The following is a 25462-nucleotide window of genomic DNA, read 5'->3' on the forward strand; positions in this document are numbered from 1 at the left end:
AAAAGCGGGTTAAGCCGCGCTTAATGGAAATCCAAATGATAAGTGCCGCTTAACATTCTGGTGGGCGAACCCACCAGAACGGGGGAAATTACTTTCTCAGCTCTCGCTCGTCCTGAAGCCTCTGAAGCAGGACATCCGGGTCAGTCGGCGGGAGCGGCACTTCCTGCACCCACGCGGAGAACAGACGCCAGGAGACCGCCAGCAGCACCGGCCCGATAAACAGACCGATCATCCCGAAGGCAATCAAGCCGCCAATAACGCCGGAGAGGATCAGGATTAACGGCAGGTCGGCCCCCATCTTGATCAGGATTGGGCGGATGACGTTATCCATCGTGCCCACCACGCAGCTCCAGACCAGCAGCACCGTGCCCCAGGTGGTATCACCGCTCCAGTAGAGCCAGACAATCGCTGGGACCAGCACCAGCAGAGGGCCCAGCTGCATCAGACAGGTTAACAGCATCAGCACCGTAAACAGGGTGGCGTACGGCACGCCGGCAATCGCCAGACCAATCCCGCCCAGCACCGACTGCACCAGCGCCGTCACCACCACACCTAACGCCACCGCGCGCACGGCCTGCGCTGCCAGCAGCATCGCCGCATCGCCACGCGCCGACGCCAGACGTGTCGCAAAATGACGAACCCCGAGCGCCACCTGTTCGCCGCGCCAGTAGAGCAGGGCGCTGAACAGCAGCATCAGCACGCAGTGGACCACAAAGCGGCCCAGGTGCGCGGCGGTACCGACAAACCAGGTGGTGGTTGCGCCAATGTAGGGCCGCACTTTTGCCATGATCGCGCTGCCGCCCATGTCCAGCAGGTTATGCCAGCCGGCATAGAGCTTATCGCCAATCAGCGGGATGTCGTTCAGCCAGTCCAGCGTCGGGAGCGTCATCTCCCCGCTGGTGAAGTTAGCGATCAGCGGACCGCTGCCATCCACCAGGCTGTTAACGAGTAAGGCGATAGGAATAACAAACAGCAGCACCAGCAGCAGCGTCATTACCAGCACGGCCAGCGCACGGCGACCAAACAGCAAACGCTCCAGCCGGAGGAACAGTGGCCAGGTGGCGATCACCACCGTCCCCGCCCAGGCGAAGCCAAGAATGAAGGGTTGAACAATCCACAGACACGCAATAATCATGATTGCCAGAAACAGCACCGACAGCAAAACTTGTGCAACGTCCCTGGGCTGGTGTCGATTGACCATAGTTGAAATTTACCTTTGAAATACACCGGAAAGGCCGGTGAGAACAGGAAACCGCATCACTCTAATCATTAGTGATTTCAGCGATTTTTAACAGGCTGATTCTGCCTGTAATTCTGTCGGGCGCATATGAATAAAATGTGATACAAAATGTGAGATACAACGCAAACGATTATCTACAACAATTCAGATGGGGCAGGGTCGACAGTAATGATCCCACAAATTTCTCAGGCACCTGGCGTCGTTCAGCTGGTGGTCAATTTTTTGCAGGCTTTGGAGCAACAGGGTTTTACCGGCGATACCGCCACCAGTTATGCCGACAGGCTGACCATGGCGACCGACAACAGTATCTACCAGCTACTTCCCGATGCCGTCGTGTTTCCCCGTTCTACCGCTGATGTGGCCCTCCTGGCCCGTCTGGCCTCCCAGGAGCGTTTCGCTTCGCTGATCTTTACCCCCCGCGGTGGCGGCACCGGCACCAACGGCCAGGCGCTGAACACCGGCATCGTTGTCGATATGTCCCGCTATATGAACCGCATCATCGAGATCAACCCGGAAGAGGGGTGGGTGCGGGTAGAAGCCGGGGTGATTAAGGATCAGCTTAACCAGTATCTGAAGCCCTACGGCTACTTCTTTGCCCCGGAGCTCTCGACCAGTAACCGCGCCACCCTCGGCGGGATGATCAATACCGACGCTTCGGGTCAGGGCTCGCTGGTGTACGGCAAAACCTCCGATCACGTCCTCGGCGTGCGGGCGGTGCTGCTGGGGGGCGATATTCTTGATACCCAGCCCGTGCCGGTCGAACTGGCCGAGACGCTCGGCAAGGACAACACCACCGCCGGGCGCATCTACCGCACCGTGCTGGAGAGCTGTCGCGATAACCGCCAGCTGATTATCGATAAATTCCCGAAACTGAACCGCTTCCTGACCGGCTACGATCTGCGCCACGTCTTTAATGACGACCTGAGCCAGTTCGATCTGACCCGCATACTGACCGGTTCCGAAGGCACGCTGGCCTTTATCACCGAAGCGCGTCTCGACATCACCCGACTGCCAAAAGTGCGCCGTCTGGTGAACGTGAAGTACAACTCCTTTGATTCCGCGCTGCGCAATGCCCCCTTTATGGTGGATGCCCGCGCGCTGTCGGTAGAAACCGTCGACTCTAAGGTTCTGAACCTGGCGCGGGAAGATATCGTCTGGCACTCGGTCAGCGAGCTGATTACCGACGTGCCCGACAAAGAGATGCTGGGCCTGAATATCGTTGAGTTTGCCGGTGATGACGCTGCGCTTATCGAAAGCCAGGTCGAGGCCCTGTGCCAGCGGCTGGACGAGCTGATCGCCCGGGCCGAGGGCGGAGTGATTGGCTGGCAACTGTGCAACGAGCTGGCTGGTATCGAGCGTATCTATGCGATGCGTAAAAAAGCGGTGGGCCTGCTGGGTAACGCCAAAGGCGCAGCCAAGCCGATCCCCTTTGCCGAGGATACCTGCGTTCCGCCGGAACACCTTGCCGACTACATTGTGGAATTCCGCGCCCTGCTGGACAGCCACGGTCTGAGCTACGGCATGTTCGGCCACGTCGACGCCGGGGTGCTGCACGTGCGTCCGGCGCTGGACATGTGCGATCCGCAGCAGGAGATGCTGATGAAGCGGATCTCCGATGAGGTCGTTGCGCTTACCGCAAAATACGGTGGTCTGCTGTGGGGCGAGCACGGGAAAGGGTTCCGCGCAGAGTACAGCCCGGCCTTCTTCGGCGAGGCGCTGTTTGGCGAGCTGCGCAAAATCAAGGCGGCCTTTGACCCGGATAACCGCCTCAACCCGGGTAAAATCTGCCCGCCAGCGGGCGTCGATGCCCCGATGATGCAGGTGGACGCGGTTAAACGCGGCACCTTTGATCGCCAGATCCCGATTGCGGTGCGCGCCTCCTGGCGCGGCGCGATGGAGTGTAACGGCAACGGTCTGTGCTTTAACTTCGATGCCAAAAGCCCGATGTGCCCGTCGATGAAGATCACCAGCAACCGTATCCACTCCCCGAAAGGGCGTGCGACCCTGGTGCGCGAGTGGCTGCGTCTGCTGGCCGACCGCGGCGTGGATCCGCTGGCGCTGGAGAAAGAGCTGCCGGAAAAACGCGCCAGCCTGCGCACCCTTGTCGAACGCACCCGCAACAGCTGGCATGCGCGCAAAGGGGAGTACGATTTCTCCCACGAGGTGAAAGAGGCGATGTCGGGCTGCCTGGCCTGTAAAGCCTGCTCCACCCAGTGCCCGATTAAGATCGACGTGCCGGAGTTCCGCTCGCGCTTCCTGCAGCTCTATCACAGCCGTTACCTGCGCCCGGTGCGCGATCACCTGGTGGCGACGGTTGAGAGCTATGCCCCGCTGATGGCCCGCGCACCGAAGACCTTCAACTTCTTTATCAACCAGCCGCTGGTGCGCAAGCTGTCCGAAAAGCATATCGGCATGATTGACCTGCCGCTGCTCTCCACGCCGTCGCTGCAGCGTCAGCTGGTGGGCCACCGCTCCGCCAACCTGACCCTGGAGCAGCTGGAGACCCTGAGCCCGGAGCAAAAAGCGAAAACCGTGCTGGTGGTGCAGGATCCCTTTACCAGCTATTACGATGCGCAGGTGGTGGCTGACTTTATCCGCCTGGTCGAGCGGTTAGGCTATCAGCCGGTACTCCTGCCATTCTCACCGAACGGTAAAGCCCAACACATCAAAGGATTCCTCAATCGTTTCGCCAAAACGGCGCAAAAAACCTCTGATTTCCTCAGCCGGGTGGCGCTGCTGGGGATGTCGATGGTCGGGGTCGATCCGGCGCTGGTGCTCTGCTATCGCGACGAGTACCGGCAGACCCTCGGCGACAAGCGCGGCGAATTCCACGTGATGCTGGTGCATGAGTGGCTTCCGACGATTGTCGACGCGCAAACCGTCCAGGAGACCAGCGGCGAAGCCTGGTACCTGTTCGGCCACTGCACCGAAGTCACCGCGCTGCCGGGCGCGCCTGCCCAGTGGGCGACGATCTTTGCCCGCTTTGGCGCGAAGCTCGAGAGCGTCAGCGTCGGCTGCTGCGGTATGGCCGGGACCTACGGCCATGAGGTGGTGAACCATAAAAACTCGCTGGGGATCTATGAGCTCTCCTGGCACCAGGCGATGCAGCGCCTGCCGCGCAATCGCTGTCTGGCGACCGGCTACTCCTGCCGCAGCCAGGTCAAGCGGGTTGAGGGCAGTGGGGTGCGCCATCCATTGCAGGCCTTACTGGAGATTATGGGATGATCTGGAAACGTGCGGTTACTCTGCAGGCGTTAAACGCCATGAGCGACGGGAACATGGTGGGGCTGCTGGACATTCAGTTCACCCGCATCGGCGAGGATGAGCTGGAGGCGACCATGCCGGTGGACAGCCGTACCCATCAGCCGTTTGGCCTGCTGCACGGTGGCGCGTCGGTGGTGCTGGCCGAAACCCTGGGCTCGGTGGCAGGCTATCTCTGCACCGAAGGGGAGCAGAAGGTGGTGGGCCTGGAGGTGAATGCCAACCACATCCGTTCCGTGCGCAGCGGGCGGGTACGCGGTGTCTGTCGCGCGCTGCATACCGGCGGGCGGCATCAGGTGTGGCAGATTGACATCTTCGATGAACAGCAGCGTCTGTGCTGCTCGTCGCGGCTGACCACCGCGGTGGTATAAAACGAAAGGCCGCGACAGCGGCCTTTTTTCTTTTCTATCTTTTTGAAATCATACTGCTTTCTGGCAGGCAGCAATTTATGTTAATTCGCGTCTCAAAGTTTATGAGACTATTCCTATGCTCCTTCAAGAGCTAAGCCAGTATGAGTGCCGGAGATAAGCGCCGGATGGAGCAAGAAGCCCTTAAGATTACCTTTGGTAGTCTTAAGGGCTTTCTTTTTGGTTCAATACTTAGCCGGGAGCTTGTTAATTTTGATCAGCTTACCTTCTTCCATCTCTACATATCCGCCCGCTTTCAGGTCGGCAAGAATGCGCATCACGCCGCTGCGTGAGAGCTGGGTTTTATCCCGGATATACCTCTCAGCCGTCACTCTGGCGCGGAAACTCTCCTCTTCCTTCATGAGTGCCAGAAGCTGATGACGAATGAGCTCGTAAGCGGTGGGGGTACCCTGGGGCATGATTTCGTTATACAGGCGGTTATAGAGAAACATCAAATGTCGGGAGACCAGTCCCCAGAGCATCTGTTCTTTGAAAATCTCCTGGGCTTGATCGGTGGTCAGAATGCCAATCTTGCAGGGCTTGATGGTTGTAAAGTAGTCATCAAAGTAGATATCTGTCATGTTCGCCAGACCGAACAATGCCGGGCTGTTGGCGGTTGAAAGCAGCATGTCATTGCTTTTTCGATATAACGCAATCCCGCCGTCCAGGATCAGATAACACATCGCCTGTCCGTTGATCATAAAATCAAACCGTTCTCCCCGCTGGACGTCGTGCAGCGTCGCATGGGGTTGCAGATAAGTAATAAGCTCCTGGGCGTAGGGCGACCCTCGCTGAACTGCACCGGGAGTCATATCGGATGATGTCATTGTGTACCTGCTGACAAAGGATGAACGCAATCAAGAAGATTATAGTGCCAGTCAGCTGTAGTGAATCGGTTGCAGTGCCCTGAATATCAATATTTTTGCGGCAAATGGTGGATATCAAGCAGCACGCCGCGCTGCATGGCGATATAACCCCCGGTTCGCAATTCTGAAAGGATGCGCATGATACCGCTTCGGGAAAGATAGGTGCGGCTTTTAATATAGGCTGCAGCTGTGGTATTTAGCCTGACGGCTTCAGGCTCCTGTAATAACTCCACTAACTGTAGACGAATAATATCGTAAGCGGATAACTGCGCGATCTGCGAACAGTGCTCATACACCCGCGATACCGCGTAGATTAACAACTTCGCAAAATGTTCCCACAGCCCTTCATTGGTGACGATTTGATTGAATAATTCCATCGGAAGGCATGCAACGTCGGATGTTTCCAGCGCCCGGGCATATAAATGTTCTGAGCAATACTGACTACTGACCCCAAGAATAAACGGAGCGGATTCGGAGTTCAGCACAACGCTGTCGCCACGACGATGTAAGGCCACGCTGCCGCTTAATAACACCAGGCATTGTCTGATGTCCGCTTCATAGTATTGCACTATGTCGCCTTTATTAATCGTCATCCTTTCGGAGAAAGGCAGGACATAATTCATCAGCTTGTTTATGTCTGTATAGGGTTTTAAAGCCTGACCACTTTTCATGGGATCGGTATTTATTGTCACCATTCTGGTATTCATCAGGGAACCTCAATCTTACTGGCATTATTGTCTACGTCTTACACAACGTAATTATCTTTGAAACCATTCATATAGGGAATATCAGCGGCGGGTCTAAAAATAGACCGAATGTATTAATTAGTGGTTAATAACCTGATCTGCAAAGAATTTCTTCTTATAGTCTATTTATGGACCGGGAGATAGAGGGCCAGCACTATTCAACAAAGCCTTGATCGTCAGCGTGAAACCTCTCTCTTTTAGCCTGTCAAAAGCGTTCAGCGCAAAGTCTACAATTAGACCGAGAAATAATTTGAGTTTGGTAAGCTCTTTATATAGATTGCCGAGCTGTGGGCATAAATTGAACAACATCTGGGTTGGGTGGCAGCGCAGTTTACTATTTATGCTTGCAATAATGGACCTAATAAAAGGGCGCGAAAATAGAAAAAGGTAACCAATTCCTTACGGATTCGGCTGCCCACAAAAGGGTGATAATTAAAAACAATGAGGAATAACTCTATGAAAAGAAATATTCTGGCTATGGCATTTTCAGCTCTGGCGGTCATTTCTTCTTCCGGCGCCTTTGCGGCGGCAGGAACGGTCAACTTTGCTGGAAATATTCTGGACTCCGCCTGTGATGTGGCTGTGGCATCACAAAATCAAACCGTGGTGTTAGGCGATTTTTATAGAACTGAGTTCCCGGGGGTTGGAGCCAAAACAGCCGCAAAAGGCTTCGATATTATATTAAAAGATTGTCCACCTTCCGTCACAACGGCAAAAGTGCGTTTTGATGGTACGCCAGATACAACCAATGCCAGCTTACTGGCCATCAACAACTCCGTGGTGGGGGCCGCTACGGGGGTGGCGATTAACCTGATGACCGCCGATAAAAGCGATCTGCCCCTGCATGGTAATAACAACTACAGCTACGTACTCAGTAGCACCCAGGATAATGTTCTGAATTTCTATGCGCAGTATACTTCGACAGCGTCAGGCGTGACGGCGGGGCCGGCAAACTCAGTCGCTAATTTCTCTATTGTTTATAACTGATCTCCGGTCGGAAATCAGATGGGGCCGGATCCCGGCCCCGGTTTTATTGAGGTAAAAAATGAACTTTCTTCGCAACATTTTGCTTGTTGGTCTAATGATGGCGGGTGGTACTGCTGCACAGGCAGGTATCATTATAGGCGGAACACGCGTCATTTTTGATGGCAGCAAAAAAGAAGCCTCGGTCAGCGTAAATAATCCGGATGATTCGCCTTATCTGGTGCAGTCATGGATAGATATGCAGAGTGAGGGGGGCGGGAAAGTGCCTTTTATTATTACGCCACCGCTTTATCGCCTTGATAAAGGCCAGAAAAATATCGAACGCATTGTATTGACCGGAACATTACCTCAGGATCGGGAGAGTTTATTCTGGCTGAATATTAAATCAATTCCCTCAGCCACCACCGCGGTAAACTCACTGCAAATTGCCGTAAAAAGCCGAATTAAACTCATCTATCGTCCTGCAGGATTAAAACGTTCAACACCAGAGGAACAGGCCAGTAAATTAATCTGGCGGCGGATGGGAGATCACATTCAGGTTACAAACCCTACGGATTACGTCATGAATTTTAATGAAATCACGGTGGGCGGAAAACAACTTCAGAATGTCTCCTGGGTACTACCTCATTCAACGGCCACCTTACCTTTACCCTCGCAGGTCAGTAATGGTGCAGTGGTATTTAAAATCATTAATGACTACGGCGGTGTAGGGGATGCGCATACGGCAAGCCCGTGAGAATTGATGCCGTGAAGTGTCATATTCAGGGAGCGACATTAAATGACGACCATGATATATGCAATACATCGTCTGGCATGGATCCTTATTCCACTGGCTGGCTTAGCAAATGACACAAAGGCGCGTGAGTTTTTTAACCCCGAGTTGATTGAAATTGATAATCCCGGCATCGATAAGGCCGATTTATCCGGCTTTGAAACCGGTTCGCAGGCTGCGGGGACTTACCACGTTGATATTGTTATTGACGATCGGCTGATGGATACGCAGGACATCGCCTTTAAAAAAGTGAAAGACAGTCACGGTGATGAGTACCTTGAACCCTGCCTGAGCGTGGAACAGCTTCGGCAGTGGGGAGTAAGAACGGAGCGCTTTGCTCAGCTGGGCAAGCCCGATACAGAGTGCGCCACGTTGACGGCCATACCGCAGGCCAGCACCGACTTTCAGTTTTCCAGTCAGCGCCTGATCATCAGCGTCCCGCAGGCGGCACTGTCGATGCAGGCCAGAGGCTATGTGCAACCTGCGCTTTGGGATGAAGGCATCACCGCCGCCATACTCAATTACAACCTGAGCGGGGCGAATAACGTCGGAAAAAACAGTGACCATGCCAACAGCCAATACGCGAACCTGCGTCCAGGCATCAACGTCGGCCCATGGCGCTTGCGAAATTACACCACCTGGGCACGTGATGACGCGGGCCGGTCGCAGTGGAATACGGTCTACACCTGGGCTCAACGGACTATCATTCCCCTGAAATCCCTGCTTACCCTGGGAGACAGTACCGCCCCGGCAGATGTTTTTGACAGCATGCCCTTTCGCGGCGGGCAGTTGGCCTCTGACGATGACATGTTGCCGGATTCGCTCAAAGGTTATGCACCGGTAGTGCGGGGGATCGCCCGCACCAATGCGCAGGTAGTGATTCGCCAGAATGGTTATCAGATTTACCAGAGCTATGTCGCCCCGGGTGCCTTTGAAATTACCGATATGTATCCGACCGGTGGCGCAGGGGATCTGGATGTAACAATTAAAGAAGCTGATGGCAGCGTGCAGCATTTTACCGTGCCATTCGCCTCTTTACCGGTACTGCAGCGTGAAGGGCAATTGAAATATGCCGTGACCGGCGGGCAGTATCGCTCCTGGGATCACCGCGTCAACGCGACCCCGTTCGGACAACTGACCGGGATCTACGGTCTTCCTTTTGGCCTGACCCTGTATGGCGGTCTTCAGGAGGCGAGTAAATATCACTCTCTGGCTATCGGTATGGGTAAAAATATGGGGGATTTCGGCGCACTTTCGGCTGATGTCACCCAGGGCTGGTCCACCCCGCACCAGATGCAAAAAGTGAACGGTCAGTCCTGGCGGGCGCGTTTCAGTAAAAATTTTGCTGGCACCGGAACGCAATTTGCTATCGCCGGGTATCGCTACTCCACGAATGGCTATTACGGCATGCAGGAGGTTCTGGACTCGTGGGGCAACGACAATGCGCTCAGCGAGCGACGTCGCAACCGCGCAGAGCTGACGATGAGCCAGACGCTGGGGAATAACCTGGGATCGATGATGTTCAGCGCCGTCCGGGAAGATTACTGGAACGCCGGAAAAACGACGACCTCATGGAACCTGGGTTACAACAACTTCTGGCGTAACGTCAGCTATGGCCTGACCTATACCTGGAGCGAAAATGGCAGCACCGGTTCGACCAGCAGTAGTGAGCGTTATGATAAAGATCGGATGTTGTCTTTTAATGTCAGCGTTCCGCTGGCAAGTTTCCTGCCGCAGACGTGGGCGAATTACGGTGTTACCACCAGTAAAAACAGCGGCACGACGCATAATATTGGCGTCAACGGCACGGCGCTGGAAAACAATGCGCTGAGCTGGAATGTGCAGCAAGGTTATGGCACCAACAATGTTGGCTATACCGGCAATCTCAATGGTGATTATAAAGGCACTTATGGCGAGGCGACTGCGGGTTACAGCTATGACCAGCACAGCGAACGGCTGAATTACGCTCTGCAGGGTGGAGTGGTGGCCCATGCCGATGGCATCACCTTTTCTCAGCCGCTGGCAGAAACCAATGTGCTGGTTAAAGCTCCAGGAGCGGCGGGCATCGGGGTGCAGAATCAATCCGGGGTTAAAACCGATTATCGGGGCTATACCCTGGTGGGCAATATCACTCCGTACCGGAAAAACGATATCTCATTATTGACCGAGACGTTGCCCACCAATATCGAACTGGAACAGACGGTGCAAACCGTGATCCCCACCCGGGGCGCAATTGTTCGTGCCGATTATGTAGCTAACGTCGGGCTTCGGGTACTGATGACGCTCACCCAACAAAATGGCAGACCCGTACCTTTTGGTGCGATGGCGACGGTACCAGGGGCAGGGCATTCGGGCTTTATTGTGGGCGATGCCGGACAGGTCTATTTATCCGGTTTACAACCGGACGGGAAATTAACGGTGAAATGGGGCGAAGGGGAAAACCAGCGCTGCCAGACTCACTATACGCTCAATATAAAGCAAGCGGGCAGTGATATTATTCATGCTGCTTCTGTATGCCATTAATCTTTCATTGTGTGGATCAACAAATGCTTATTATCAGGCGCATATTACTGCTGGCAGGGATTATTTTTCCGCTCTACAGCTTTGGGTGTGATTACACCTTGATTGGATCTCCCTATAGCATGAATTACGGCAATATTATCGTTCAGCGCGATGTGCCTGTAGGGCAGGCTATCAGCAATGAAATTTATGGCTCAATGGCGCTGGGTTATAGCTGTACGGCAACGGGGAATGAGGGTTCATCCGCCGGAATGAAAAGTGCGGGATTAACCTATGCATTTACCTCCGCCAATGGCCGTCGTGTATTTAACACCGGCTTGCCTGGGGTCGGGATTTCCCTGGGATATTATGAAAAAAACACGGCAGGACCTGCGACATATATGGGAACCACCTGGCTGGCAGCCGATATGTTCACGGCGAGCTGGAGTACTAATCCTGGCGAGAATGACACCTACAGTTTTCAACCCATTATTCAGTTCTGGAAAACGGGCCCTATTACCTCCGGTTCTGTCAGCGGCCAACTGGCGGCGTTTGTCGCCTGGGAAGCGCAGTATCGGGGCGGGGCGACAGCGCCTGACATTCCCGTCTATGCTGGAACAGGCTCCATCACTCAGGTGGCATGCGCTATCACCACGCCAACTCTGGTGTTCCCCATTGGCGAGGTGCTGGCGAGCAGCTTCGGTAGCACCGTCGGCACTACCCCGTCGGGGGCGCAAATGACGCAAAATCTCGGCTTAAACTGCGACAGCGGCGCCAATATCAACGCCATGTTGAGCGGTATTCAGAACCCGGATGTGAGCGATGACAGCGTGTTGGCCTTGTCCGGCCAGGGCTCAGAAGGCGTGGCCAGCGGAGTCGGCGTACAGCTGATTTATAACGGCTCTCCGCTGAGGTTAAACCGTAATATGGTGCTCAAACAGACCAGCGGCGGTCAGGAAAGTTTGCCAATTACGGCGCGCTATTATCAAACGCAAACATCGGTAAGTACCGGAACAGCAAATACCAGTGCGACCTTAATTCTGACTTATCAATAAAAGGAAAAGGCCGATGAAATTCACTATCTGCGGTTTACTGATCGCCTGCCTGCCTGTTTTCGAGGCCGCAGCGGCAGATGCGGTAAATATCGCCGTCAGCGGAAAAATTGTGGCCTCCCCTTGTATATTCAACGGGGGAAATGATGCGGTAAACGTTAATTTAGGCGATATACAGGCAAAAAATATGGCCACACCGGGTTCGTTATCCACTCCGGTTCCCTTCACCCTCTCTTTCACCCAATGCCCGGAAGGAACGCGTAGCGTAACAACAACCTTTACCGGCACTACCGACCCGGTCGCAGGAGGCGATTATTATAAAAATAGCGGGTCAGCGGAAAATATTGCGCTGGGAATTATTGAAACCCGTACCGGGAATATTAAAGGCTCCGGGCAAAGTATTACCCAAGCTGTCGCAGCCGATCGCACATTATCAATGGCCATGCAGGCCGTAACCTATTCGCAGGCTGGCGGGGTTACGCCTGGCACAATAGCTGTCGCTGTTGCGGTGACATTACAGTACAACTAAGACAAGAGGAGACCGTAATTGAAGATTAATGTGCTATTGAGGGGTTTTGATGCGCTTTATTGCCATGGGTTGAAAACCTTTATCGTCGATTATTTCAGGATGAATTTCTCTTGTGAAACTCAAATTACAACCAATTTTAACCGTGAAAATATCAGTCGCGCCGATATCATTGTCCTCTCTCTCTGTGCTGGCGAACCCTTTCTTTGTTCTCCTGAATTACTGGCCCGCAAGCAGGGGGGGATTATTGGCGTGATCAACGGTCATACCACGACTGCGAAAACCTTGCCGATCTGTTTCAGGGATATGATCTTCGTTTCACGCTATGCTTCTCTGGCCGATTTTCAGCAGGTATTTGCCAGAGCACTGGAAGCCTTACACAGCAACGATGCGGGTACCCATAACCGTTCCTGTTCCGCTTGTCAGCATAAAAGTTTATCGCCTAAGCAGACAAGAATTATGGCCAATCTGTATCTCGGAAAACCGGTTATGAAAATTGCTGACCAATTAGGGATTAACTACAAAACCGTCTGTGCCCATAAATATAACATCATGAAAAAATTCGAACTGCATAGCGATTATGAACTGCTGGCGCTATTAACTAAAATGGCACAAAAAAATTGCCGGCCAAATCTGTTACGTGACTCTCTGAACGAAGGATAGTGAGACACAATAAAGGCCGCAGGCGCGGCCTTTATTGTAAGGTCAGTAATGCATTTTCACCGACTGCGGCGGTCCTCTGTGCGATGATCAGTAATCGTCTCTTATATCCTGCATGGCAGACATAACGACCAGACCTGTAATGACCACGGCCAGGATGGCGACTATCAATAGTGCAGTAAGCATATCCCCCCTCCTGATGCTGGCCCTATAAGACAAGGATAGCGCACCCGAAGGCCATCCATCGCCTGTGCCGCGGCCCTTTCAGAATACGCTTACAGGTATGAGCAGCCGTATCGGCCAACTTCCTATCCCAAAAATAGGCATTTTCAATACATATTTTGCATTTATCCCATTCAGCCGCGAATAACAGCAAAATAACGCTTTTTATCAGCCGCTTAAGTAAATGTGATCAACCCTGTTAACCCCCGTAGCAGGGTCTATGCTTAATGAAAGTAGCCAAAAAGGGCGGTTTAGCCGAATGCCCCTGCAACTGAGGGGTTGAAGTGATAATCATTATCACTAACATGGTGTTATGCCCTGGGGGCGCACTACAAGAGGTGAATATATGCAACAGCATTCAGAAACATTTGATCCGACGGAATTTGCCTGGCGTGGATTGTCGCTAACACCTGCCGCAGCGGCGCATATTCGCGAGCTGGTGAGCAAGCAGGCGGGCATGCTGGGTGTGCGGTTAGGCGTTAAGACCACCGGGTGCGCCGGTTTTGGTTATGTACTGGATACCGTCAGCGAACCGGCTAAAGACGATCTGCTTTTTGAGCAGGACGGTGCCCGACTCTATGTCCCCTTGCAGGCGATGCCGTTTATTGACGGTACCGAAGTGGACTACGTGCGCGAAGGCTTAAACCAGTTATTCAAATTCAATAACCCGAAAGCCCAGAACGAATGCGGCTGCGGCGAAAGTTTTGGGGTATAGGCGGTATTATGTCTCGACATACTGAAGCAAGTGACGACGTCAACACCTGGTCCGGCGGCCACATTAATTACAAAGAGGGCTTCTTCACCCAACTGCAGACCGATGAGCTGGCAAAAGGGATCAATGAAGAGGTCATCCGCGCCATTTCTGCAAAGCGTAATGAACCTGACTGGATGCTGGAGTTCCGTCTCAATGCATTCAAAGCCTGGCTGGAGATGGAAGAGCCGCACTGGCTGAAGGCGCACTACGACAAGCTGAACTATCAGGATTACAGCTACTACTCGGCGCCGTCGTGCGGCAACTGCGACGACACCTGCGCCTCCGAGCCCGGTGCGGTGCAGCAGACCGGGGCCAACGCCTATTTAAGCAAAGAGGTGGAAGAGGCCTTCGAGCAGCTCGGCGTGCCGGTGCGGGAAGGGCGTGAGGTGGCGGTAGACGCTATCTTCGACTCCGTCTCGGTGGCCACCACCTACCGGGAAAAGCTGGGCGAGCAGGGGATCATCTTCTGCTCCTTTGGCGAAGCCATCCACGATCACCCCGAGCTGGTGAAAAAGTACATCGGCACCGTGGTCCCCAGCAACGATAACTTCTTTGCGGCGCTCAATGCGGCGGTGGCCTCCGACGGCACTTTTATCTATGTGCCGAAGGGTGTGCGCTGCCCGATGGAGCTCTCGACCTATTTCCGCATTAACGCCGAGAAGACCGGCCAGTTCGAACGCACCATTCTGGTGGCGGATGAGGGCAGCTACGTCAGCTATATCGAGGGCTGTTCCGCCCCGGTTCGCGACAGCTATCAGCTGCACGCGGCGGTAGTGGAAGTGATCATCCATAAAGACGCCGAGGTGAAATACTCGACGGTGCAGAACTGGTTCCCGGGGGATAACAATACCGGCGGCATTCTGAACTTCGTCACCAAGCGCGCTCTGTGCGAAGGCGAAAACAGCAAGATGTCCTGGACCCAGTCGGAGACCGGCTCGGCCATCACCTGGAAATACCCAAGCTGCATTCTGCGCGGGGATAACTCCATCGGCGAGTTCTATTCCGTGGCGCTCACCAGCGGGCATCAGCAGGCCGACACCGGCACCAAGATGATCCACATTGGTAAAAACACTAAATCGACCATCATCTCGAAAGGGATCTCGGCGGGTAAAAGCCAGAACAGCTATCGCGGACTAGTCAAGATCATGCCGACGGCGACTAACGCGCGCAACTTTACCCAGTGTGATTCGATGCTGATTGGCCCGGACTGCGGGGCGCATACCTTCCCGTACGTCGAGTGCCGGAACAACAGCGCCCAGCTGGAGCACGAAGCTACCACCTCGCGGATCGGGGAAGATCAGCTCTTCTACTGTCTGCAGCGCGGGATCAGCGAAGAGGATGCCATCTCAATGATCGTGAACGGCTTCTGTAAGGATGTGTTCTCTGAACTGCCGCTGGAGTTTGCCGTTGAAGCGCAGAAATTACTGGCGATTAGCCTTGAACACAGCGTCGGTTAAGGATTAAGGAAAGCACATGTTAAGCATTAAAGATTTACAGGTCAGTGTGGAAGATAAAGCGATCCTGCGCGGCCTGAGCCTGGAGGTTCGTCCGGGCGAAGTCCACGCCATTATGGGGCCGAACGGCTCAGGGAAAAGTACGCTCTCGGCGACCCTTGCCGGGCGCGAAGATTACGAAGTGGTGGGCGGCTCGGTAGACTTTAAGGGTAAAGATCTGCTGGAGATGTCACCGGAAGACCGCGCGGGGGAAGGCATTTTTATGGCCTTCCAGTACCCGGTGGAAATTCCCGGCGTCAGCAATCAGTTCTTCCTGCAGACCGCGCTGAATGCGGTGCGCAAATACCGCAGCGAAGAGGAGCTGGATCGCTTTGATTTTCAGGATCTGATGGAAGAGAAGATCCAGCTGCTGAAGATGCCGGAAGACCTGCTCACCCGCTCGGTCAACGTTGGTTTCTCCGGCGGGGAGAAGAAGCGTAACGACATTCTGCAGATGGCGGTACTGGAGCCGGAGCTGTGCATTCTCGATGAAACCGACTCCGGGTTGGATATCGACGCCCTGAAGATTGTCGCCGACGGCGTCAACGCCCTGCGCGACGGCAAGCGGTCATTCATTATCGTAACCCACTACCAGCGTATTCTCGATTACATCAAGCCGGACTACGTGCACGTGCTTTATCAGGGGCGGATTGTGAAATCCGGTGATTTCACGCTGGTGAAACAGCTGGAGGAGCAGGGCTATGGCTGGCTTAGCGAACAGCAGTAACGCGCTGCAGCAGTGGCATCGTCTGTTTGAGGCCCAGGGCGGAACGCGCTCTGAACAGGCCCAGCAGCACCTGCAGCAGATGCTGCGCCTCGGCTTGCCGACGCGTAAGCACGAGAACTGGAAATACACCCCGCTGGACGGACTGCTTAACGGCGAGTTCGTTACCCGGCCTGCCAGCGTAACCTCCGCCGATCGGGATGTACTGGCGCTGACCTTTGACGCCACCCGGCTGGTGTTTGTTGACGGACGCTTTAACCCGGACCTGAGCGACAGCACCGACGACAGCGGGTTTGAGGTCATTATTAACGATGAGCGTCAGAGCCTGACGGCACCGGTGCAACCGGAGCTATTTCTGCACCTCACCGAGAGCCTGGCCCGGAGCGTGACCCATATCCGCGTGAAGCGGAATACACGCCCGGCGAAGCCGCTGCTGCTGATGCATATCACCCAGGGGCTCGAAGGGGAGGAGATCAACACCGCCCACTATCGTCACCACCTGGAACTGGGCGAAGGGGCAGAGGCGACGGTTGTTGAACACTACGCCAGCCTGACTCCGGCACGGCACTTCACCGGCTCACGCCTGACCATGAACGTGGCGGCCAACGCTCAGCTGCACCATATCAAGCTGGCGTTTGAGAATGCGGTGAGTCACCACTTCGCCCATAACGATCTGCTGCTTGCCGCCGATGCGGCGGCCTACAGTCACAGCTTCCTGCTGGGCGGGGCGGTGCTGCGTCATAACACCAGCACCCAGCTGAACGGCGAAAACACCACGCTGCGCATTAACAGCCTGGCGATGCCGGTGAAAACCGAAGTGTGCGACACCCGCACCTGGCTCGAGCACAACAAGGGCTACTGCAATAGTCGTCAACTGCACAAAACCATCGTCAGCGATAAGGGCCGGGCGGTCTTTAACGGGCTAATTAACGTGGCGCAGCACGCCATCAAAACCGACGGGCAGATGACCAACAACAATCTGCTGATGGGTCGGCTGGCGGAAGTGGATACCAAACCGCAGCTGGAGATCTATGCCGATGACGTGAAGTGCAGTCACGGGGCAACGGTAGGTCGGATTGATGATGAGCAGATGTTCTATCTGCGCTCCCGCGGGATCGACAAGCAGGCGGCAGAGAAGATGATCATTTACGCCTTTGCCGCCGAGCTGACCGAAGCGCTCGGGGATGAAACCTTAAGACAGCAGGTGCTGGCGCGTATCGGTCAGCGTCTGCCTGGAGGTGTGGCATGAGTTTTCCTGTAGAGAGAGTGCGGGCGGATTTTCCGGTCCTGACCCGTGAAGTGAACGGTCTGCCGCTTGCCTATCTCGACAGCGCCGCCAGCGCGCAAAAGCCCGCGCAGGTGATCGAGGCCGAGGCAGAGTTTTACCGGCACGGTTATGCCGCGGTGCACCGGGGGATCCACACCCTCAGCGCCGAAGCCACGCAGCGAATGGAGAACGTCCGTACCCGGGCGGCAACATTTTTAAACGCCCGCTCTCCGGAAGAGCTGGTGTTTGTGCGCGGCACCACCGAAGGGATCAACCTGGTGGCCAACAGCTGGGGCAGTGCTGAGGTCCATGCGGGGGATAACATCATCATCACCCAGATGGAGCACCACGCTAATATCGTCCCATGGCAGATGCTGTGCGAGCGCGTCGGAGCCGAACTGCGGGTGATCCCGCTCAATCAGGACGGCACCCTACAGCTTGAACGGCTGGAGACGCTGCTGGACGAGCGCACCCGGCTGGTGACCCTCACCCAAATCTCCAACGTGCTGGGTACCGAAAACCCGGTGGCGGAGATCATTGCCAAAGCGCATCAGGTCGGCGCAAAAGTGCTGGTGGACGGGGCCCAGGCAGTGATGCACCACACCGTGGACGTGCAGGCGCTGGACTGCGATTTCTACGTCTTCTCCGGGCACAAACTCTACGGCCCGACCGGGATCGGCGTGCTGTACGTTAAAGACGACATCCTGCAGAAGATGCCGCCGTGGGAAGGGGGCGGATCGATGATCGCCACCGTCAGCCTGAGCGAAGGCACCACCTACGCCCGGGCGCCGTGGCGCTTTGAAGCCGGGACGCCCAACACCGGGGGCATTATCGGCCTCGGGGCGGCGATAGAGTATGTCTCGTCCATTGGCCTTGATGCCATTGCCGAATATGAGCAGACGCTGATGCACTACGCGCTGGCAGAGCTGGCCAGCGTGCCGGATCTGACCCTGTACGGCCCGGCAGACCGTCAGGGGGTGATCGCCTTTAATCTGGGAAAACACCACGCCTACGACGTCGGCAGTTTTCTCGATAACTACGGGGTGGCGGTGCGCACCGGACACCACTGCGCCATGCCGCTGATGGCGTTCTATCAGGTACCGGCGATGTGCCGCGCATCGCTGGTGATGTACAACACAATGGAAGAGGTCGACAGACTGGTGGCAGGGCTGAAACGTATCCACCATCTGCTGGGCTGAAAGAGGGGAAAAGATGGCTGCGTTGCCAGACAGAGACAAATTGCTGCGTAACTTTACGCGTTGCGCAAACTGGGAAGAGAAATACCTCTACATTATTGAGCTGGGGCAGCGCCTGCCTGAGCTGAGCCAGGAGGCGCACAGCCCGGAAAACAGTATTCAGGGCTGCCAGAGTCAGGTGTGGATAATAATGCACCAGAATGACGCCGGAATGATTGAATTAGCGGGCGACAGTGATGCGGCAATAGTGAAAGGCCTTATTGCTGTCGTGTTTATTTTATATCAGCAGATGTCCCCTCAGGATATTGTCGCCTTTGACGTGCGCCCGTGGTTTGAAAAAATGGCGCTGGCCCAGCATTTAACGCCTTCCCGCTCTCAGGGGCTTGAGGCAATGATCCGCGCAATCCGCACCAAAGCCGCCAACATTAGCTAAACTTACCAGACAGCTATCATTCTGTTTCACGAGGCGGTTCCCGCCTCGTGGGTTTTTCAGCTTTCTGACGTTCAGTCAGTGAATAAGGAATCTCAGTATGAAGCGCGCGTCCCTGGTCTCTCTCATTTTTTTTGGTTCGCTCAGCGCGATTAATAGCGCCCTGGCGATGGATTATCCCTTGCCACCGGCGGGCAGTCGGCTTATCGGGCAAAACCAGACGTATATCATTCAGGAAGGGGATAATAACCTGCAGGCCATTGCGCGCCGGTTTAATACCGCTGCGCACTTAATACTCGAAACCAATAATACCATCGCCCCGGTCTATCCGGCCCCGGGCACGGTAATCACCATCCCCTCGCAAATGTTGCTCCCGGACACCCCACGAGAAGGGATCGTGGTGAATCTGGCAGAACTGCGGCTTTACTACTATCCGCCGGGTGAAAACAGCGTCCAGGTCTATCCGCTGGGCATTGGTCAACTGGGGCTCGATACGCCGGTCACCGTCACTCGCATCAGCCAGAAAATCCCCAATCCAACCTGGACCCCCACAGCGGGCATCAGAGCGCGCTCTCTGGAGCAGGGCATCAAACTGCCCCCGGTGGTGCCGGCAGGGCCCAATAACCCGTTAGGGCGCTTTGCAATGCGTCTGGGTGTGGGTAACGGCGAATACCTCATTCACGGCACCAGCGCACCGGATAGCGTCGGACTGCGCGTCAGCTCCGGCTGTATGCGTATGAATGCCCCGGATATCAAGGCGCTATTCGCCCAGACGTCGGTGGGTACACGGGTTCAGATCATCAATGAGCCGGTGAAGTTCTCGGTGGAGCCGGACGGTAAGCGCTACGTTGAAGTGCATCGTCCGCTGGCGACGGCGGAGGGGGAAAACCCACAAACCCTGACTATCGCGCAATCTGCCGGGTTAAGCTCGTTTATCACGCAGGACGGAAGCGATAAGCAGCTGGTGAATAAAGCCCTGGCGCGTCGGGCGGGGATCCCGGTGGTGGTCTCAGCAGGTGGCGGGTCGCAGGTACAGAGCGGCAGCTTGTCAGCGCAGAACAGTCGCTTGCCGGAAGGCGTGGCCCAGGGCGGGCATGAACAGGCGATTCAGTAAAGCGAAATACGGGGCAAAAAAAAATGGCGCACAATGTGCGCCATTTTATTAACACAGGTACTATTACTTACGGTATTTAGTAGCCTGGTTGTCCAGACGCTGGTTAGCGCGTGCTGCGTCGTCTTTAGCAGCCTGAACGTCAGAACGCATTGCGTTCACGTCGTTGCTCAGCTGGTCAACTTTAGCGTTCAGAGTCTGAACGTCAGAAGACAGTTGGTCGATTTTAGCATTGCTAGAACAACCAGCCAGCATAGTAGAAGCCAGGATTACCGCGCCCAGTACCAGTTTAGTACGATTCATTATTAATACCCTCTAGATTGAGTTAATCTCCATGTAGCGTTACAAGTATTACACAAAGTTTTTTAGGTTGAGAATATTTTTTTGATGGGAATATGCCTATTTTTGATCGTTCGCTCAAAGAAACACCTGTTTTGACTATTTCGTGAAAAATATTGTGCAAAAACAGACAATTTTCATCGGATTCATCTTAGATTACGTGCCCGTTAAATAGAAAAACCCGATTTGCTTTTTTAATAAGTTTGGTTGATAGCGGAAATAAAAAAAGCGCCCCGAAGGACGCTTCTTATACAAATTAATTCGTTCGGTATTATTACAGGACGTGAACAGATGCGGTATTAGTGGTTCCGCTTGGTACCAGCGCACCGGAAACCATCACCACAACGTCACCTTTCTGCGCCAGGCCACGCTCAACCAGCTGCAGGGCCACTTCTTTACCCAGACGGTAGAAATCATCCGTAGAGGCGATCTCTTTCACCAGGTGTGGCACAACGCCTTTGCTCAGTACCAGCTGACGAGCAGTGATCTCGTTAGTGGTCAGGGCCAGGATGGTCGCGTTCGGGAAGTATTTACGCACCGCTTTCGCAGATTTACCGCCCTGGGTGGCAACCACGATCAGTGGTGCTTCCAGTTTCTCAGCAGTTTCAACCGCGCCACGGCACACCGCTTCGGTGATACGCAGTTTACGGCTGTCGTTGTTGTTATCCAGACGGCTTGGCATCACGCGGTCGGTACGCTCGCAGATGGTGGCCATGATGGAAACCGCTTCCAGCGGGTATTTACCCTTCGCGGATTCACCGGACAGCATTACTGCATCGGTACCGTCGAGGATGGCGTTCGCCACGTCGCCGGCTTCAGCGCGGGTTGGACGTGGGTTTTTGATCATCGAGTCCAGCATCTGGGTCGCGGTGATAACCACTTTGCGTGCGCGAACACACTTCTCGATCATCATCTTCTGCGCGAAGATCACTTCTTCAACCGGGATTTCAACGCCCAGGTCACCACGTGCAACCATGATGCCGTCAGACGCTTCGAGGATTTCGTCGAAGTTGTTCAGGCCTTCCTGGTTTTCGATTTTGGAGATGATCTGGATGTGCTCGCCGCCGTGCGCTTTCAGGTGCTCACGGATTTCAACCACGTCAGAACGTTTACGGATGAAGGAGGCAGCAACGAAGTCAACGCCTTGCTCGCAACCGAAGATCAGGTCCTGTTTGTCTTTCTCTGCCAGCGCTGGCAGGGCGATGGAAACGCCTGGCAGGTTAACGCCTTTGTTTTCACCCAGGTCGCCGTTGTTCAGCACTTTACAAACAACGTTTTTGCCTTCGATAGCGGTGACTTCCATACCGATCAGGCCGTCGTCCACCAGCACGGTGTTGCCAACGGAGAGGTCGGTGGTGAAGCCTTCATAGGTTACAGCAACGATGTCGCTGTTGCCGACAACGGACTTGTCAGTGGTGAAGGTGAAGGTCTGTCCCGCCTTCAGCGAAACGTCATTACCGCCTTCCAGTTTGATGGTACGAATTTCTGGACCTTTGGTATCCAGCAGGATTGCTGCTTTTTTACCGGTCTTGCTCATCACGTTGCGCAGGTTCTGGATGCGCTGACCGTGTTCAGCATAGTCACCGTGAGAGAAGTTCAGACGCATAACGTTCATGCCGGCTTCCAGCATTTTGGTCAGCATCTCTTCAGATTCGGTTTTCGGGCCGATGGTGCAAACAATTTTCGTCTTTTTCATGACAGTCTTAGTCTTTAAGTTGAGAAGGATATGGAAATCTCGCTCCGGGGGCGCAGGGCCTCAGAGTCAAACCTGTGTTGCGAAATTTTTTGTGACACGCACTAAGGATAGGAGACATCAAATGAGCGTGCAGAAGAATGTGTGCCTGTGGTTCAGCCCAGGGAGAGAGGGAAAGTTGATTGCGTTGTTTTTTGTAGTCCAAGCGCTGAAACCATTCATCAGGGATTAGGCGCGCATTATACGCTGAAAGATGCGCAAAAGGGAAAGAAAAACAGCGTTTCAAAAATTTTATATGGCGTTTCACAATAGATTGTTATCAATGCGTTAAGGTTCGCCCTCAGAATGTTGCGCCAGTAGAAATCCTTACGTCAAACGCCGCAAAGTGTTTGGGCGAGTCCACATATTCACTCCGTAACTATTGATTGCCGAAAATGCGCTTTACGGTTATTACCAGTCCGCACGGGGTATATCGCTGTAAGTTATAAGATATTCCTTTTCAGTCGTTTAAAAGCTAATAACGGCTGTTTACTATCATTTGGACATCCATACTGCTAAACCGCCACAGGCGAACGGATTACTCTAAGAATGATAGTACTCAGCAATATTTCGAAGATTTTTGACAACGGAAAAGTGGCGTTGACCGCCGTTGACAACGTAAACCTGGCGATAGAGCAGGGACAGATTTATGGAATTATTGGCTACAGCGGCGCAGGTAAAAGTACCTTAATTCGTCTGCTGAATGGTCTGGAAAAACCGACCACCGGCAGCGTGACCATCAACGGCCAGGATATCTCTGCGGCGAAAGGTGAGTCCCTGCGCCAGGCGCGACTGAAGATCAGTATGGTGTTTCAGCACTTCAACCTGCTGTGGTCCCGCACGGTAAACGAGAACATCGCCTTCTCGATGCAGATCGCCGGGGTGCCAAAAGCCAAAATTAAAGCCCGCGTGGCGGAACTGGTGGAGCTGGTGGGGCTGAAAGGCCGCGAACAGGCCTACCCGTCCCAGCTCAGTGGTGGGCAGAAGCAGCGCGTCGGCATTGCCCGGGCGCTGGCGAATAACCCGGACGTCCTGCTCTGCGACGAGGCCACCTCGGCGCTGGACCCCCAGACCACCGATCAGATCCTCGATCTGCTCCTCGACATTAACCGTCGCTTCAAGCTGACCATCGTTCTCATCACCCATGAAATGCACGTGGTGCGCAAAATCTGTGACCGCGTGGCGGTGATGGAAAACGGCAAAGTGGTGGAAGAGGGGGAAGTGCTGCAGGTTTTTACCCATCCGCAGCAGCCGATTACGCAACAGTTTGTTCGTCAGGTGAGCCAGTACGCCGAAGAAGAGACCTTCAACACCGAGCTGGCGAACGAGCTGGAAGGCACCGTCATCAAGCTGACCTTTACCGGACACAGCACCCACAAGCCGATTGTCGGGGAGCTGACTCTGCGCTACGGCCTGCCGTTCAACATCCTGCACGGCAAAATGACGCAAACCGCCCACGGCGTATTCGGCCAGCTCTGGCTGCACGTGGTGGCAACAGAAGAACAACTGAACAATATCCTCGCCGATTTGCAGCACAGTGATATTGAAGGCGAGGTAATTAAACATGGCTGAGAATCTCTTCCCGCACCTGAAATGGGACCAGCTCTGGGCCGCCACCCTGGAAACGCTGTACATGACGGCCCTCTCCGGTGTCGCGACCTTTGTACTCGGGCTAATCCTCGGCCTGGCGCTGTTTTTAACCGCCCGGGGTGGCATGTTCCACAACCGCACGGTCTACAGCGTGATTTCGATTGTGGTCAACGTGTTCCGCTCGATCCCGTTCATCATCCTGATTGTGCTGCTGATCCCCTTCACCAAAACCGTGGTGGGAACCATCCTAGGGGCGAATGCCGCGCTGCCCGCGCTGATTGTTGGCGCCGCGCCGTTCTACGCCCGTCTGGTGGAGATTGCCCTGCGTGAAGTGGATAAAGGGGTGATCGAGGCGACGCGCTCAATGGGTGCCCGACTGAGCACCTTAATTTTTCGGGTTTTACTGCCGGAATCATCACCCGCTCTGGTCTCAGGGATCACGGTGACGCTGATTGCGCTGGTCAGTTACAGCGCAATGGCGGGGGTGATTGGTGCCGGTGGTCTGGGAAATCTGGCTTATCTGGAAGGATTCCAGCGCAACCATGGTGACGTCACGCTGGTGGCAACGGTGACCATTTTGATCATCGTTTTCATTATCCAGTTCTGCGGCGACATCATCACATCACTGTTAGACAAAAGATAAACACTAATAACACACAGGAACCATCATCATGAAAAAGAGACTGACGTTGATCGCCGCAGCAACCCTTAGCGCCCTGAGTTTCGCCTCCTGGGCTGACACCCTGACCGTGGGCGCGTCCAACACTCCGCACGCGGAAATTCTGGAACAGGCGAAGCCGATTCTGGCGAAGCAGGGTATCGATCTGGAGATCAAACCCTTCCAGGATTACATTCTGCCGAACACCGCCCTGGCAGGCCGTGACATCGACGCCAACTACTTCCAGCACATTCCGTACCTGAACAGCGTGCTGAAAGATCACGCCGGGGATAAAGAGTATGATTTCGTCAGCGCCGGGGCGATCCATATCGAGCCGATCGGTATCTACTCCAAAAAATACAAGTCGCTGAAAGATCTGCCGGAAGGCGGCAAAATCATCATGCGTGATGCCGTCTCTGAAGAGGGCCGTATCCTCTCTATCTTCGAGAAAGAGGGCGTGATCAAGCTCAAGCCGGGCATCGACAAAGTGACCGCGCGCATCAGCGATATCGTTGAGAACCCGAAAAAACTGCAGTTCACCCCGAACGTTGAAGCCTCTCTGCTGCCGCAGATGTACAACAATGACGAAGGCGCGGCGGTGGTCATCAACGCCAACTACGCCATCGACGCCGGTCTGGATCCGGTTCACGACCCGATCGCGGTAGAGAGCGGTGAAAACAACCCGTACGCCAACATCATCACCGTGCACCGTGGCGATGAGAAGAAGAAAGATATCGTGGCGCTGGTGGACGTGCTGCACTCTAAAGAAATTCAGGAGTGGATCCGCACCAAATACAAAGGTGCGGTGATCCCGGTTAACAACTAATCCCCTGATTCTGCTTTTAAAAAGCCCGGTGAGTCTCTCGCCGGGCTTCTTTTTTGTATAAGGCTTATGAATGCTTTAAGCTGACGTTTTCAGGCAATGGAGTGAAG

24 protein-coding genes are annotated in these 25462 nt (G+C 54.5%); 18 read left to right on the forward strand and 6 right to left on the reverse strand.

Annotated features, from left to right (window positions below; genetic code table 11):
* Positions 1–88 precede the first annotated feature (88 nt).
* Positions 89–1201, reverse strand: a complete 1113-nt coding sequence (gene ydiK, locus M8318_RS21440) for an AI-2E family transporter YdiK (protein WP_106993651.1) — start codon at positions 1199–1201, stop codon at positions 89–91.
* 207 nt (positions 1202–1408) lie between these two features.
* On the opposite strand from ydiK, the gene ydiJ reads away from it, so the two are divergent.
* Positions 1409–4465, forward strand: a complete 3057-nt coding sequence (ydiJ, locus tag M8318_RS21445; protein ID WP_262664416.1) for a D-2-hydroxyglutarate dehydrogenase YdiJ — start codon at positions 1409–1411, stop codon at positions 4463–4465.
* Positions 4462–4872: a 1,4-dihydroxy-2-naphthoyl-CoA hydrolase gene (gene menI / locus M8318_RS21450; protein ID WP_106993653.1), complete on the forward strand. Its 411-nt coding sequence runs from the start codon at positions 4462–4464 to the stop codon at positions 4870–4872. Before ydiJ ends, menI begins: the two co-directional genes overlap by 4 nt.
* A 221-nt stretch (positions 4873–5093) precedes the next feature.
* Here the strand turns inward: menI and M8318_RS21455 are convergent, their stop codons facing one another.
* Together M8318_RS21455 and M8318_RS21460 are read right to left on the reverse strand one after the other, a co-directional pair.
* Positions 5094–5735 carry a winged helix-turn-helix transcriptional regulator gene (locus M8318_RS21455; protein WP_262664417.1) on the reverse strand — a complete coding sequence of 214 codons (642 nt, stop codon included), beginning with the start codon at positions 5733–5735 and terminating at the stop codon, positions 5094–5096.
* 86 nt (positions 5736–5821) lie between these two features.
* Positions 5822–6481 carry a helix-turn-helix domain-containing protein gene (locus M8318_RS21460; protein ID WP_262664418.1) on the reverse strand — a complete coding sequence of 220 codons (660 nt, stop codon included), beginning with the start codon at positions 6479–6481 and terminating at the stop codon, positions 5822–5824.
* A 495-nt stretch (positions 6482–6976) separates the two neighbouring features.
* Here M8318_RS21460 and M8318_RS21465 point away from each other — a divergent pair, with 495 nt between their 5' ends.
* From M8318_RS21465 to ldtE, 13 genes are all read left to right on the forward strand, one after another.
* A complete protein-coding gene (locus tag M8318_RS21465; RefSeq protein ID WP_262664420.1) occupies positions 6977–7507 on the forward strand; it encodes a fimbrial protein in 531 nt (176 codons plus the stop codon).
* Between the two features lie 58 nt (positions 7508–7565).
* Positions 7566–8240, forward strand: a complete 675-nt coding sequence (locus M8318_RS21470) for a fimbrial biogenesis chaperone (protein WP_262664421.1) — start codon at positions 7566–7568, stop codon at positions 8238–8240.
* A 42-nt stretch (positions 8241–8282) separates the two neighbouring features.
* Positions 8283–10799, forward strand: a complete 2517-nt coding sequence (locus M8318_RS21475; protein WP_262664422.1) for a fimbria/pilus outer membrane usher protein — start codon at positions 8283–8285, stop codon at positions 10797–10799.
* Between the two features lie 23 nt (positions 10800–10822).
* Positions 10823–11830 (forward strand): fimbrial protein, encoded by a 1008-nt coding sequence (locus M8318_RS21480; RefSeq protein ID WP_408612346.1) that lies wholly within the window; start codon positions 10823–10825, stop codon positions 11828–11830.
* A gap of 13 nt (positions 11831–11843) precedes the next feature.
* On the forward strand, positions 11844–12356 hold the full coding sequence (locus M8318_RS21485) for a fimbrial protein (RefSeq protein ID WP_262664424.1): 513 nt from the start codon (positions 11844–11846) through the stop codon (positions 12354–12356).
* 18 nt (positions 12357–12374) lie between these two features.
* Positions 12375–13016, forward strand: a complete 642-nt coding sequence (locus M8318_RS21490; protein ID WP_262664425.1) for a helix-turn-helix transcriptional regulator — start codon at positions 12375–12377, stop codon at positions 13014–13016.
* Between the two features lie 565 nt (positions 13017–13581).
* A complete protein-coding gene (gene sufA, locus M8318_RS21495) occupies positions 13582–13950 on the forward strand; it encodes a Fe-S cluster assembly scaffold SufA (RefSeq protein ID WP_106993654.1) in 369 nt (122 codons plus the stop codon).
* Between the two features lie 8 nt (positions 13951–13958).
* Positions 13959–15446 (forward strand): Fe-S cluster assembly protein SufB, encoded by a 1488-nt coding sequence (gene sufB / locus M8318_RS21500; RefSeq protein WP_225758988.1) that lies wholly within the window; start codon positions 13959–13961, stop codon positions 15444–15446.
* 16 nt (positions 15447–15462) lie between these two features.
* A complete protein-coding gene (sufC, locus tag M8318_RS21505; RefSeq protein ID WP_106993656.1) occupies positions 15463–16209 on the forward strand; it encodes a Fe-S cluster assembly ATPase SufC in 747 nt (248 codons plus the stop codon).
* A complete protein-coding gene (gene sufD, locus M8318_RS21510) occupies positions 16184–17455 on the forward strand; it encodes a Fe-S cluster assembly protein SufD (RefSeq protein ID WP_262664426.1) in 1272 nt (423 codons plus the stop codon). The genes sufC and sufD overlap by 26 nt, the downstream gene beginning before the upstream one ends.
* Positions 17452–18672, forward strand: coding sequence for a cysteine desulfurase SufS (gene sufS / locus M8318_RS21515; RefSeq protein WP_262664427.1), 1221 nt, complete (start codon positions 17452–17454; stop codon positions 18670–18672). The genes sufD and sufS overlap by 4 nt, the downstream gene beginning before the upstream one ends.
* A 13-nt stretch (positions 18673–18685) precedes the next feature.
* Positions 18686–19102 (forward strand): cysteine desulfuration protein SufE, encoded by a 417-nt coding sequence (sufE, locus tag M8318_RS21520; protein ID WP_166182252.1) that lies wholly within the window; start codon positions 18686–18688, stop codon positions 19100–19102.
* Between the two features lie 97 nt (positions 19103–19199).
* Complete coding sequence (gene ldtE / locus M8318_RS21525; protein WP_262664428.1) at positions 19200–20213, forward strand: L,D-transpeptidase LdtE; 1014 nt, start codon at positions 19200–19202, stop codon at positions 20211–20213.
* A 63-nt stretch (positions 20214–20276) separates the two neighbouring features.
* On the opposite strand, the gene M8318_RS21530 is transcribed toward ldtE, so the two are convergent.
* The 3 genes from M8318_RS21530 to ynhH all read right to left on the reverse strand — a co-directional run bounded on the left by M8318_RS21530 (position 20277) and on the right by ynhH (position 22549).
* Positions 20277–20513 carry a major outer membrane lipoprotein gene (locus M8318_RS21530; RefSeq protein WP_012017161.1) on the reverse strand — a complete coding sequence of 79 codons (237 nt, stop codon included), beginning with the start codon at positions 20511–20513 and terminating at the stop codon, positions 20277–20279.
* A 310-nt stretch (positions 20514–20823) separates the two neighbouring features.
* Positions 20824–22245, reverse strand: a complete 1422-nt coding sequence (pykF, locus tag M8318_RS21535; protein ID WP_262664429.1) for a pyruvate kinase PykF — start codon at positions 22243–22245, stop codon at positions 20824–20826.
* Positions 22246–22252: 7 nt separating this feature from the next.
* Positions 22253–22549 (reverse strand): protein YnhH, encoded by a 297-nt coding sequence (gene ynhH, locus M8318_RS22805; protein ID WP_422655539.1) that lies wholly within the window; start codon positions 22547–22549, stop codon positions 22253–22255.
* 281 nt (positions 22550–22830) lie between these two features.
* Here ynhH and M8318_RS21540 point away from each other — a divergent pair, with 281 nt between their 5' ends.
* Genes M8318_RS21540 through M8318_RS21550 form a run of 3 tightly spaced genes read left to right on the forward strand, consistent with a single transcriptional unit; the run spans position 22831 to position 25355 of the window.
* Complete coding sequence (locus M8318_RS21540) at positions 22831–23853, forward strand: methionine ABC transporter ATP-binding protein (RefSeq protein WP_262664430.1); 1023 nt, start codon at positions 22831–22833, stop codon at positions 23851–23853.
* On the forward strand, positions 23846–24514 hold the full coding sequence (locus M8318_RS21545) for a methionine ABC transporter permease (protein ID WP_130588973.1): 669 nt from the start codon (positions 23846–23848) through the stop codon (positions 24512–24514). The genes M8318_RS21540 and M8318_RS21545 overlap by 8 nt, the downstream gene beginning before the upstream one ends.
* Positions 24515–24542: 28 nt before the next feature.
* Positions 24543–25355 (forward strand): MetQ/NlpA family ABC transporter substrate-binding protein, encoded by an 813-nt coding sequence (locus M8318_RS21550; protein ID WP_106993663.1) that lies wholly within the window; start codon positions 24543–24545, stop codon positions 25353–25355.
* The last annotated feature ends 107 nt before the right edge of the window (positions 25356–25462 follow it).

Source organism: Leclercia tamurae, assembly GCF_025566055.1.
Lineage (GTDB): Bacteria > Pseudomonadota > Gammaproteobacteria > Enterobacterales > Enterobacteriaceae > Enterobacter > Enterobacter tamurae.